Below are 11,526 nucleotides of genomic sequence, written 5' to 3'. Positions count from 1 at the left end.
GAGGGCGTGACGGAACCAGGCGCGGAACGAGGCATCAGCCTCTCCTTGCACGAGACCGTGCCCGACTGGGCCGCGGTCCGGGCCGCGTCGATCACGTTCGCATCGATCACCGTCACGGAGAGTCTCAACTGGACCGACTCCACCGCGGCCCGGCAACTGCGCGACGCCCTGCACGCGGGCGTGCACGCCGGCATCCGGCACTTCGCGCGACCCGGCGGCGCGCAGGACCAGGCCAGGCACCTGGTGCGCACGGGCGCGCCGCTCGGCGCGTTCGCACCGGGCGCGCTGGCTCCCGCGCTCGACGCCCGCGCGGAGGGTGTCGACGACCGGTTCGTCAAGGCGTGGATCAAAGCCGTCCGAAACGAGGCCGGGCTGCGGCGCGTGCTGGTGTACGCCGCGTTCGACGACTGGCAGCACCGCTTCCGGCCCGACAAGTGGGCCGACAGCGACGTCGTGCTGTGGCTGATCAGGCACAACGGTATCCCGGGCAGGCCCGGCTGGTTCCACAGCAGACTCGGGCTGCACCAGCACAGCGCGGGCAACGGCTTCGGCGCCGACGCGCTCGTCTACCCGTTCACGCTGGCCGACGTGCTGTTGTGACCGAGCCGGGTGTGGGTAAGGAAGACGTTGTACGGCCCCCATTGCGAGACCAGGTAGTAGAGGTCCGGCCCGTCGAGTGACCACGGGTGCAGGAATCCACCGTAGATCGCGGGGAACTCGTCACCGGACACGACGACGTCGCCGTCGGTCCATGGCCCGGTGAGCTCGGGAGCGGTGCGGAGCACGATCCCGCGGCGCCGCTCGTCGAGATGCATCATGAGCCAGCATCCGAAGTGGACGTTGTAGCCCACCGACATCTCCCCGACCGGGCCGGTGAACACCGGCGCGGCCGCCCGCTCGCTGCGGCTCCACGCCGAGCCGTCCCAGTACTCGTAGGCGCCCGTGTCGAGCAGGCCGGACGGCAGGACACGCGCCAGGTAGGCGTCGTCGTAGCGGCCGTTGGTGGTGCCGAACAGGTACACGTGCTCGCCGTCGCGGGCGAACGCCCCGATCTGAAACCGGTTGGTGCCCGTCCACCGGTTGGACCAGCGGGCCGAGCGCGGCTTGTCCCACGTGTGCCCGCCGTCGCGAGACACCGCGATGCCCGCGTAGTTGGTGCGCCACCTGCCCGGCGCGCCCCACTCGCGCACGGACATGTAGTGCACGTAGTGGTTGCCGTCCACCGCGATCGCCCCGTTGGGGATGACGGTGACCTCTCGGCCGCCGCCGGACGGGATCACCTGGCAGGCGCCGCCGCCGGGCCGCTCCACGACGCCGTCCAGGGACAGGCCCGACGCGAGGTCGGTGTCGGTGGAGTAGGCGAGCACGTTGCGCCGCCAGTCCGCCGTGCCGGGGCCGGCGCCGTTGCCGCACCAGCCCTCGCCGTAGGTGTCACCGAACAGCACGAGCACGCGCCCGTCGCCCGCGTCCCAGAGGATGCCGAGGTCGGTGGCCACGATGCCGAACCGCTCATCGGTCCGGTTGGCCGTCCCCGCGCCAGTCACCTGGGCCACGCGCGTGGTCTGCACGGGCACTACCGAAGCCGTCATGTCCCCGAGGGTAGGCAGGCACCGGAGGGCCCGCCGGGGTGTGAGGCGACACAGCACCGGGTAGGCGCTGAGCTCAGGGACTCCACCCGACGCGAGGAGGGATGTCACATGACGAGCTCCGGGCAGCGCAGCGCCATCGTGACCGGTGCGGCCCGCGGGATCGGCCAGGCGATCGCGGAACGGCTGGCACGGGACGGACTCGCCGTCGCCGTGGCCGACCTCGAGTCGATGCGCGACGAGCTCGACAAGACCGCGCGCGGCATCGAGGACGCCGGCGGGCGCGCCATCGCCGTCACCGCCGATGTGACCTCCCCCGAGCAGGTGGACGCGCTCGTGCGCCGCACCGCCGAGGAGTTCGGCACGCTCGACGTGTTCGTCGCCAACGCGGGCATCGCCCGGGTGAGCACGCTGCTGGACATGTCGCTGGACGAGCTCGACACGCTCGTGCGCGTCAACCTTTACGGGGTCTTCAACTCCTACCAGGCCGCGGCGCGGCAGATGATCGCGCAGGGCACCGGCGGCAAGATCATCGGCGCGGCCTCGATCGCCGCGCACAAGGGCTTCGAGCTGCTGGGCGGCTACTCCGTCACCAAATGGGGCGTGCGCGGCCTGACACAGGTCGCGGCGCAGGAGTGGGCCAAGCACGGCATCACGGTGAACGCCTACTGCCCCGGCATCGTCGGGACGGCCATGTGGGACCTGATCGACGAGAAGATGACCGAGCAGTCCGGCGAGGAGCGCGGCACGGCGTTGCGGCGCTACTCGGAGTCGATCGCGCTCGGCCGAGTCGAGGAGCCCAGGGACGTGGCGTCGTTCGTGTCGTACCTGGCCTCGCCCGACTCCGACTACATGACCGGGCAGTCGGTGCTCATCGACGGCGGCATCCTCTACTCGTAGCGGTCACTCGGCCCGGCGTTCGCACAGCTGGGGCCGCTCGAGCCACGCCGGGGCCTGCGGTCGTCGGGCCACGGACAGGCTCGCGTACTCAGCCGGGGGGCCGGGACGAGAATGTCCGGCATGCGGCTGCTGCGGACGGCACTTCCCTCGGACCACTCGGCGGGAGCTGTGCTGATGCTGCTGGAGCGGCGCGCACGGGCACTCGGGATCCCCGGACCCGCCGCGCTGACCGGCGACTGGTTTGGCTCGCGCGCCGTGCTCGCTCCATCCGTCCGGCTGGAGCCGATGCCGGACGCCGAGACCGCGCTGGCCGTTCCCGCCCGCCTGCCCGCAGTCCCCGATGCGCCCGCGGGCGCCGTCGGCGGTGGCTGGTTCGGCTACCTGTCCTACGACCTCACCGATCCGTCCGGTCGCCACGCCGCACTGCCCGCCGCCACGTGGGGCTGGGCCGACCACGTGCTGCGCCAGGACTCCGCCGGACGCTGGTGGTTCGAGGCACTCGTCGAGGACGCTCCGCCAGCCTCCGCCGAGGAGTTCGCGCGCCTGCTCGGCACCGAGGTGCCTGCCGGGTCATGGCGCGCGGCGGTGCTGAACAGGCCGGCTGCCGATGAGCACCACCGGGCCGTCAAGGGCTGCATACACGCCATCGAGGCGGGCGAGCTCTTCCAGGCGAACATCTGCACGCGGTTCACGGGTGCCTTCGAGGGCTCGCCGACGGCGTTGTTCGCCGAGGGCACGCGCCGACTACGGCCCGTTCGCGCCGCATACCTCGCCGGCACGTGGGGCGCCGTGGTGTCGATGTCGCCGGAGCTGTTCCTGGCGCGGCATGGCAGACGGGTGCGCTCCACGCCGATCAAGGGCACGCGCCCGCGCCGAGGGCCCGCCGACGACCAGCGCGCGGCCGAGCTGCGGCGATCCACGAAGGACGTCGCCGAGAACGTGATGATCACCGACCTCGTGCGCAACGACCTCGGCCGCGTGTGCGAGGTCGGCAGCGTCCGCGTGCCGGAGCTGCTCGCCGTGCGGCCCGCACCCGGCGTGTGGCATCTCGACTCGACCGTCGAGGGTGCCCTCGCGACCGGGCGCGACGACACGGACCTGCTGCGCGCGACGTTCCCGCCCGGCTCTGTCACCGGCGCGCCGAAGATCCGGGCGCTGGAGGAGATCGCGGTGCTCGAGACGGCCCCGCGTGGCGTCTACACCGGGGCGATGGGTCTGGTGTCGCCGGTCGCGGGGCTCGAACTGAACGTCGCGATCCGCACCTTCGAGGTGGGCGCGGGTTCGGTGGCCGTCGGTGTCGGCGGCGGCATCACCGCGGACTCCGACCCGGCTGCGGAGTGGGCCGAGTGCCTGGACAAGGTGGCTCCGCTGGAGCGGCTGCTGGTAACGCCGCCGGTGTGACGGGGCGGAGCCGGCGGGGGCCTCGGGGGCCTGCGCAGGTCCACGGACGGATGCGGCTGTCCCGCCTGCCGTGTCCCAGCGCTCGCCGGATGCTCCCGCCCGGCGCGTCCCGACGGCGGTGCATACCCGCGCACGCTCAGTGATCACCATCGTTCTTGCGGGCGGCGAGCACCGCGTCGTACAGCTCCTTCTTCGATACCCCCGCGGCTGTGGCCACGTCGGCGGCGGCGGCCTTGAGCCGTTCACCCCGCTCGACGCGCTCGGCGACCTCGCCGACGAGGTCGGCCACGCTGACCTCAGCCGGCCGGGCCCCGGCGAGGACCACCGTGATCTCGCCGCGCACACCGTTCGCGGCCCACTCGGCGAGCTCACCGAGCGTCCCGCGCCGAACCTCCTCGTAGGTCTTGGTCAGCTCGCGGCAGACGGCCGCCTTCCGCTCCGCGCCGAGGGCTCGCGCCGCGTCGGCGAGGGTCCCGGCCAACCGGTGCGGTGACTCGAAGAACACGGTCGTCCGCGACTCGCCGCTCAGCGCCGCCAGCCACTTCGCGCGCTCCCCGCTCTTGCGTGGCGCGAAGCCCTCGAAACAGAACCGGTCGGGCGCCAACCCCGACAACGCCAGCGCGGTGGTGACCGCCGACGGGCCCGGCACGCACGTCACCGGCAGGTCCTCCGCCGCGCACGCCGCCACCAGCCGGAACCCAGGATCCGACACGCTCGGCATCCCCGCGTCGGTGACCAGCAGCACCGTCTCCCCCTCGCGGACCGCGTCGAGCAGCTTCGGCAGCCGGGCGGTCTCGACGTCCTCGTAGAAGCTCACCACCCGCGCTGTCGGCGTCACCCCCAGCGCTGTGGACAGCGACCGCAGGCGCCGGGTGTCCTCCGCGGCGATGACGTCGGCGTCGGCGAGCGCTTGCACCAGGCGGGGCGAGGCGTCACGGGAGTCGCCGAGTGGGGTCCCGGCCAGTACGAGGGGCATGGGTCGAGGCTATCGACGTGCGGGTGGCTGCGGTTGGGTGGTGGGTGGCTCGGCGTGCGTACTTCTGGGTGGAGTTGGGAATTCCTTGCCTGGTTGTGGTGGTTGGCTTGGGCTATTTTTTTCCTGGTTATGGTGATTGCTTGGGTGGTTGGGTTTCAGGCACGCTTTCGGCGCGCCGTGGGAAACCGCCGCTCCACGCATCACCGTGCATTGTCTGATCGCTAGCGGCAGTTCCCCACGGGACGGGTTTCGTGGTCACGTTCCGTTGTTTGCGGCTTCACCCATATGATTCGGTATTTCGCGGTAGAATCGTTGGCATGGGGGGAAGTTCTCTTGATGAGGTCGTTCGACTCGAGCGGGAGATCGCTCGGCTGCAGGCATTGCAGGTAGGGGCTTTGGCGGAGTATTCGGCGGCGCGGGACGATGCTGCCGATGTGGCGTCGGAAGTGGCGCTGGCATTGGCGATTTCGGAGAATGCGGCCCGTATGAAAATCGGGTTGGCGCGGGATTTGGTGACCCGGCTTCCGGAAACCTTGGGTGCGTTGTCCCGGGGCGTGATCGATGTGTACAAAGCCTCGAAAATCTCGGAGCCGACCCCGGTGTTGTCCGATGACATGGCGCGCGAGGTCGATGCGGCGATGGCCGGGCGGGATCCGTCGTCGATTCGGCGGATGGTGAACCGGACCGTGCACAAGATCGATCCGGAGGGTGCCGCGGCGCGGGCGGAGGCACGGGCACTGTCATGATTTCCGTGTAAGCCACGGATGATGTGTTTCTTATCTTAGTGGAGTGGTATGCGGTTGGGGAAGAGGGTGACGAGGGTGTTGAGTGCTTGTTTCCAGCCCCATGTGCCTGTTCCTGATGGTCCTCCTCGGTGGCTGGTGATGTTGCGTAGTCCGAGGTAGAGGAGTTTCGTTGCGGCGGCGTCGCTGTCGAAATGTCCGCGGTTCTTGGTGAGTTTGCGGAGTTGGAAGTTGATGTTCTCGATGAGGTTTGTGGTGTAGATGACCCGGCGTAGTTCGGGTGGGTAGTCGAGGAACGGGGTGAAATCGTTCCAGGCGTGTTGCCATACCTGGACGGCGGCGGGGTATTGGGTGCCGAATTCTTTGTCGAAGTTCTTCAGTGCGATCTCGGCGGCCTCGAGTGTGGGGGCGGTGTAGATGTCGCGCATTCCGGCGGCGACCTTTTTGCGGTCGCTGTAGGAGATGAAGCGCATGGCGTTGCGGATCACGTGTACCACGCAGGTTTGGATCACGGTGTCGGGAAACGCCGAGCGGATCGCGTCGGGCAGTCCGGTCAGTCCGTCGCAGCAGGCGATCACGATGTCTTTCACGCCGCGGTTGCGTAGGTCGGTGAGGACCTTGGCCCAGAACTTCGCGGCTTCGGTGTCGGCGATCCAGAGCCCGAGGGCGTGTTTGCGGCCCTCGACGTCTACGCCGAGGGCCAAGTAGCCGACCTTGGTGGTGACCACGCCCTTGTCCTTGATCCGCAGGCGCAGCCCGTCCACGTACAGGATGGGATACACCTCGTCCAGCGGGCGGGATTGCCAGAGTGCGATCTCGTCGACCACGACCTCGGTGACATTGGAAATCAATTCCCGCGACGCGTTCACGCCGTATACTTCGTGCAGGTGGGATTCAATATCGCGGGTGGTCATGCCACGTGAATACAGTGACAGGATCGCCTCGTCGATGTTGCCGAGACGTCGGGCGCGTTTCGGCACGATCGCGGGCTCGAACGAGCCATTCCGATCCCGCGGCACTGCGACCTCGATCGGGCCGTTCGTCGTGGACACCGTTTTCGTCGACTTGCCATTGCGTGAATTACCACTCCCGGCGCCGGCCGGGTCGCCTTTCTCGTAGCCGAGGTGATGTGTCATCTCGGTTTCCAGCGAGCGCTCCAGCACGGCCTTGGTCATGCGATTCAGCAATTCCTGGGCACCCAACGCGCCGCCATTGGCGTAGGCGTCTTTCACCAAAGCATCAAGGGCCTCCGATGACAACGCGCCGGCGAGCGCCTTACCGGCCGCGGAATCCCCAGCCTGAGTAGGTGTGTTCTCGGTCACAGATGGATCCTTTCTGGATCGCGTCGGACAAGCTGATCTTGGTCCATCCGCGGCTTACACAGTTGTCATGACACGGCCGAGGCACGGCGGCGGGAACGGCGCGTGGAGTTGCGGCACGGCGATGATGCGATGGCCACGCTGACCGCCGACCTTCCTGCCGAGGTGGCCTCGGCCGCCTACGCCCGCATCGACCGGTGTGCGCGGGCGTTTCGCAACGCCGGGGACGGCCGGACCATGGATCAGCTGCGGGCCGACGTGTTCGCCGACCTGCTTCTCAGCGGGCCGTCGGGCGAGGCGTCGGTGCGGGCGGAGGTGTTCATCCACATCGACGTCGCCACCCTCATCGGGCTCGCCGAGAACCCGGCCGAGCTCGCGGGGCACGGACCACTCCCGGCGCCGATCGCGCGGGCGATCGCGTTCGACCCCAACTCCACCTGGCGACGGATCATCACCGACCCCCACACCGGGGCGCCTGTCGATGTCGGCCGCACCCGCTACCGCCCGCCCGCCGTCACCGCCGACCACGTCACAATCCGCGACCGCGAATGCCGGTTCCCCACCTGCCACCGCCCGGCGCACTTTGTCGATCTCGACCACGTCATCCCCCGCCAGCGTTCCGGCGACACCAACACCGACAACCTCATCGGACTCTGCCGACGCCACCACCGCACCAAACACACCCCCGGCTGGCGATTCCACCTCACCGACACCGGGGACGCTGAACATCACCACACCCACCGGCCACACCTACCAGTCCTAACGCGCACGAGCTGGCGAAACCGTGCTGCCAGGCCACCGGCCATGACGTGCCGCAGCACGGGCGAAGCGCCTCGCCCGGCCGGCGACCGCACCGGCCTGCCCACAGCCCGGGACCGGAACGCGAGCACACTCCCGAGGGCGCAGGGCCGCCTCCCTGAGCGGAGCGTCCCGGTGACCGCCGACAGGCTCGCCGGGTGGTGGACATCGAGTTCACCTGACCGCCCGTAGGATCGGGCCCCGTGACCGCACTCCTCACCCGCTCGCTCGGCCGCGACGTGGGCCCCGGAAACGGTCCGGCCCGGCGGCCGCCGGGTGACCGCGAGGCCACGCTGCTCGGCAAGCCGATGCCCGGCGACCGCATCCGAGCGCTGTGGGTGACGATCGTGCTCACCGTCATCGGCGGCGTGGTGCGGCTGCAGGACCTCGGGTTCCCCACGGACAAGGGCACCCCGGTCTTCGACGAGAAGCACTACGTGCCCCAGGCGTGGCAGATGCTGCGCAACGGCGGTTACGAGGACAACTACGGCTACGAACTCGTCGTCCACCCACCGCTGGCCAAGCAACTCATCGCCATCGGAGAGTGGCTCTTCGGCTACAACGGCTGGGGCTGGCGGTTCAGCGCCGCGATCGCGGGCACCATCGTGATCCTGCTGACCATCCGCATCGCGCGCAGGCTCACGCGCTCCACGCTGCTCGGCGCGGTCGCGGGCATCCTCGTCATCTGCGACGGCGTGCTGCACCTCCAGTCGCGGATGGGGATGCTCGACATCTTCCTGGCCGTCTTCGTGCTCGCCGCGTTCGGCTGCGTGCTGCTCGACCGCGACCAGGTGCGGGAGCGCATGGCCGTCGCCGTGCGGGAAGGCTGGGCGGACGAGTCGCCGTACGGGCCGAAGCTCGGGTTCCGCTGGTGGCGGTTCGGTGCCGGTGTGCTGCTGGGCCTGGCGACGGCCGTCAAGTGGTCCGGCATGTACTGGGTGCTGGCATTCGGTCTGCTGACGCTCGTCTTCGACATCGCGGCGCGCCGTGCGGCGGGCGTGCCGCGGCCGTGGGTGGGCGCGCTGCGCCGCGACCTCGCGCCCGCGCTGTGGGGCATCGGCGTGATCTCGGTGCTCACCTACCTGAGCAGCTGGTGGGCGTGGTTCGCGAGCGAGACGGCGACCGACCGGCACTACGTGGAGATCCACGGCGAGGAGGGCGGGCCGTTCGGCTTCGTGCCCGCCGCGCTGCGCTCCCTCGTCTCGTACACGTTCAACGTCCTGGACTTCCACAGCAGCCTGGCCACGCCGACGGGCGACCCGCACCCATGGGAGTCCAAGCCCTGGACGTGGCCGATGGGCCTGCGGCCGATGCTCTACTACTACGCCTCCGGTGACGGCGCCGCCGGCTGTGGGCAGAACGACTGTGTGCGTGCGACCATGCTCATCGGCACGCCAGCCATGTGGTGGCTGGCGTTGCCGGTGCTGGTGTGGGCTCTGTGGCGGACGGTGTTCCGGTCGGACTGGCGCTACGCCGCCGTCCTCGTCGGCTACTTCGCGGGCCTGCTGCCGTGGTTCGTCAACCTCGACCGGCAGATGTACTTCTTCTACGCCACGCCGATGGCGCCGTTCCTGGTCCTCGGCATCACGCTCGTGCTGGGCCACCTGCTCGGCAGAGCGCGCGACGGCTTCGAACGCCGCGGCACCGGACTGCTCGCGGTGGCCCTCTACACGGGGCTGGTCGTGGCCAACTTCGTGTGGCTCTGGCCGATCCTCAACGGCGACTCCATCACCCCGGAGCGCTGGCAGGCGGAGCTGTGGCTGCCGTCCTGGCGCTGACCACCGCTACCGCCTGAGCGTGCCTCGCGGGGACCGACCGGGTTCGCAAGCGCCACCTCAGCGCCCCCGGATCACCGCACGGCGCGCGCCCCGCCCGGCCGGACGCCGAGCCACGCCCGGGACACCACCCCGTCACTGGAGGCGCGGGACCACCTTCGCCACCGGGCCGTCGGCCGACTTGCCCACCCGCGCCAGCCAGCCCTCGACCTCCCGCTGCACGGCGGCCAGCGTCGGCCGGTTCCGCGGCTGCGGGTCGAGCGATGCCATGAGCAGCCGCGCGTGGACGCTCTGCCTGGGCAGCCTGCTCGGCGGCTCGGCCCGGGCGGCGGCCATCAGCGCCGCCATCGGCGTCTCCCGGGTGCCCCGCGGCGGGTAGCCGGACAGGGCGAAGCTCACCGTCGCGGCGAGCTGCCACGCGTCGGAGGCCGGGCTGGCCGGCTGGCCGGCCGCCGTCTCCGGTGCCGTGTAGTCCGGGGTGCCGATCATCATGCCTGTCGCCGTCAGCTTGGCGTCGCCCTTGCTGCGCGCGATGCCGAAGTCGATCAGGTGCGGCAACCCCTCCGGGTCGACGATCACGTTCGACGGCTTCATGTCGCGGTGCAGCACACCCTGGGCGTGCGCGGCGGACAGGGCACTCGCCAGAGTCGCCCACAGCCTGCCCGCGGAGACGTCGTCGAGCGGACCGCCCGTGTCGACCGCGTTGGCGAGCGACTGCCCGTGCAGGTACTCCATGACGAGCGCGAGGCCGTCCGGTTCCTCCACCAGGTCGTACACGCGCACGCAGTTCGGGTGGTTGAGCATCGCGAGCGCACGGGCCTCGCGCTGCATCCGCTCCTCGGTGTCGCGGTCGGGCGCGTGCGCGATCTTCAACGCGACGGTGCGCCCGAGCTGGGTGTCCTGGGCCTCCCACACCGTGCCGAACCCGCCGTGGCCGAGCCTGCGGATGCGCTTGAACCGGCCACCACCTGCCTGAGCCGATCCGGGCGGGGTGGGCACCGGACCGGGCACCGCGGCCAGCGCCCCCGCGGCCTCCTGGGATGGGGCCACCGCGGTCGGCGGGTACTCCTTGGCCGCGGGTGGCGGCGGAGCAGGCTTCTCCTCCTCGGCAGGCGGCACGTACGGCGGCGGCTGCGCCGGCCGGGGCGCGCGGCGCGGCTCCGGTGGCCGGTCCGAGCGCTGGATCACCGACCAGCTCGGCGGCCCCACGAGCGCGACCGGGATCACCCCGAGGATGGTGGCGGGCAGGAAGCCCAGCCACAGGTGCACGGCGGTGTTCGCCTCGACGCCGGCGCTCAGCAGCACGAACGCCACGAACGGGATCCACAGCAGCCGGCCGGGCCACTTCGGCCCGCGGCGCAGCGCCACGCGGCCGAGCAGCATCACGGCCAGCAGCGTCAGGATCGGCAGCCCGACCAGCGCGCCGAGGTAGTAGCCGTAGGCCAGCACGCTGTCGGACGGGTAGAACAGCGTCTCGTAGATGTTCTGACCGCCGCCCAGGTACTCGCTCTGCACGCCGACGAAGCAGTACTCCTGGCCGAGGTTGGCCACCTCCGTCGGCGACAGGCCGCCGGTGCCGCCCGCGAACACCGCCCGGTAGATGCTCGAGACACCCGTCGCGAGCAGCCACGGCATCACCAGCACGCAGATCACGCCGATCGCCGCGATGGCGATGAGCGAAGCCCCGTGATAGCGGTTGCCCGTGAACTTGCGCACGACCGCGACCGCGAAGGCACCGAACACCGGCCAGAGCCCGATCAGCGCGCCTGCCATGCTCGTCGCCCACACCCAGTCGCCTGGGCAGAACCCCGGCTGGAAGATCTGGTACGCCAGCGAGAGCAACGAGCTAGCGATCGATTCCACCCCTCGCTCCTTCGCCGCGTTCCGTGCACGTGTCCGCTCACAGTATGTCGATTGCCCTCCCCGTTGACGCATCCGGTGCGGGTCGGGTTCACCTGGTGCGCCGGACCGGGAAGCTCTACGGTTCCAGGCACGAACTCGACGCGGAGCGGGCGGCGGCAGCGTTGC

Annotated in this window: 10 protein-coding genes; 6 read left to right on the top strand and 4 right to left on the bottom strand. The window is 70.3% G+C overall.

Annotation, left to right across the window (positions count from 1 at the left end; all coding sequences use genetic code 11):
- The first annotated feature begins 6 nt into the window (after window positions 1-6).
- Complete coding sequence (locus tag ACFSZT_RS10325; RefSeq protein ID WP_377389710.1) at window positions 7-600, top strand: GH25 family lysozyme; 594 nt, start codon at window positions 7-9, stop codon at window positions 598-600.
- Here the strand turns inward: ACFSZT_RS10325 and ACFSZT_RS10320 are convergent.
- On the bottom strand, window positions 567-1,589 hold the full coding sequence (locus ACFSZT_RS10320) for a DUF4185 domain-containing protein (protein ID WP_377389708.1): 1,023 nt from the start codon (window positions 1,587-1,589) through the stop codon (window positions 567-569). The genes ACFSZT_RS10325 and ACFSZT_RS10320 overlap by 34 nt on opposite strands.
- A gap of 108 nt (window positions 1,590-1,697) precedes the next feature.
- Here ACFSZT_RS10320 and ACFSZT_RS10315 point away from each other — a divergent pair, with 108 nt between their 5' ends.
- Together ACFSZT_RS10315 and ACFSZT_RS10310 are read left to right on the top strand one after the other, a co-directional pair.
- Window positions 1,698-2,486 carry an acetoin reductase gene (locus ACFSZT_RS10315; RefSeq protein WP_377389706.1) on the top strand — a complete coding sequence of 263 codons (789 nt, stop codon included), beginning with the start codon at window positions 1,698-1,700 and terminating at the stop codon, window positions 2,484-2,486.
- Window positions 2,487-2,606: 120 nt separating this feature from the next.
- Complete coding sequence (locus ACFSZT_RS10310; RefSeq protein WP_377389704.1) at window positions 2,607-3,887, top strand: aminodeoxychorismate synthase component I; 1,281 nt, start codon at window positions 2,607-2,609, stop codon at window positions 3,885-3,887.
- A 136-nt stretch (window positions 3,888-4,023) separates the two neighbouring features.
- Here the strand turns inward: ACFSZT_RS10310 and rsmI are convergent, their stop codons facing one another.
- Window positions 4,024-4,863 carry a 16S rRNA (cytidine(1402)-2'-O)-methyltransferase gene (gene rsmI / locus ACFSZT_RS10305; RefSeq protein WP_377389702.1) on the bottom strand — a complete coding sequence of 280 codons (840 nt, stop codon included), beginning with the start codon at window positions 4,861-4,863 and terminating at the stop codon, window positions 4,024-4,026.
- A gap of 317 nt (window positions 4,864-5,180) precedes the next feature.
- Here rsmI and ACFSZT_RS10300 point away from each other — a divergent pair, with 317 nt between their 5' ends.
- Window positions 5,181-5,609 carry a DUF222 domain-containing protein gene (locus ACFSZT_RS10300; RefSeq protein ID WP_377389700.1) on the top strand — a complete coding sequence of 143 codons (429 nt, stop codon included), beginning with the start codon at window positions 5,181-5,183 and terminating at the stop codon, window positions 5,607-5,609.
- A gap of 35 nt (window positions 5,610-5,644) precedes the next feature.
- On the opposite strand, the gene ACFSZT_RS10295 is transcribed toward ACFSZT_RS10300, so the two are convergent.
- Entirely contained in the window at window positions 5,645-6,865 is a 1,221-nt protein-coding gene (locus ACFSZT_RS10295) for an IS256 family transposase (RefSeq protein ID WP_449301427.1), read from the bottom strand.
- Between the two features lie 165 nt (window positions 6,866-7,030).
- Between ACFSZT_RS10295 and ACFSZT_RS10290 the strand changes: the two genes are divergently transcribed.
- Together ACFSZT_RS10290 and ACFSZT_RS10285 are read left to right on the top strand one after the other, a co-directional pair.
- Window positions 7,031-7,915, top strand: a complete 885-nt coding sequence (locus ACFSZT_RS10290; protein WP_377478228.1) for an HNH endonuclease signature motif containing protein — start codon at window positions 7,031-7,033, stop codon at window positions 7,913-7,915.
- 11 nt (window positions 7,916-7,926) lie between these two features.
- Window positions 7,927-9,501, top strand: a complete 1,575-nt coding sequence (locus tag ACFSZT_RS10285) for a dolichyl-phosphate-mannose--protein mannosyltransferase (protein ID WP_377389069.1) — start codon at window positions 7,927-7,929, stop codon at window positions 9,499-9,501.
- 132 nt (window positions 9,502-9,633) lie between these two features.
- Here ACFSZT_RS10285 and ACFSZT_RS10280 read toward each other — a convergent pair whose 3' ends face one another.
- Window positions 9,634-11,361, bottom strand: a complete 1,728-nt coding sequence (locus tag ACFSZT_RS10280) for a serine/threonine-protein kinase (RefSeq protein WP_377389071.1) — start codon at window positions 11,359-11,361, stop codon at window positions 9,634-9,636.
- Window positions 11,362-11,526 lie beyond the last annotated feature (165 nt).

It is taken from the genome of Prauserella oleivorans (assembly GCF_042685745.1).
Taxonomy (GTDB): domain Bacteria; phylum Actinomycetota; class Actinomycetes; order Mycobacteriales; family Pseudonocardiaceae; genus Prauserella_A; species Prauserella_A oleivorans.
Note: the sequence above shows the minus strand (reverse complement) of the source record. Positions and strands in the feature narration are given on the sequence as shown.

Bases quoted from the DNA above. Each gene is read 5' to 3' on its own strand.
- ACFSZT_RS10300 (WP_377389700.1), top strand. From the start codon at position 5,181: ATGGGGGGAAGTTCTCTTGATGAGGTCGTTCGACTCGAGCGGGAGATC.
- rsmI (WP_377389702.1), bottom strand. From the start codon at position 4,863: ATGCCCCTCGTACTGGCCGGGACCCCACTCGGCGACTCCCGTGACGCC.
- ACFSZT_RS10320 (WP_377389708.1), bottom strand. From the start codon at position 1,589: ATGACGGCTTCGGTAGTGCCCGTGCAGACCACGCGCGTGGCCCAGGTG.
- ACFSZT_RS10310 (WP_377389704.1), top strand. From the start codon at position 2,607: ATGCGGCTGCTGCGGACGGCACTTCCCTCGGACCACTCGGCGGGAGCT.
- ACFSZT_RS10315 (WP_377389706.1), top strand. From the start codon at position 1,698: ATGACGAGCTCCGGGCAGCGCAGCGCCATCGTGACCGGTGCGGCCCGC.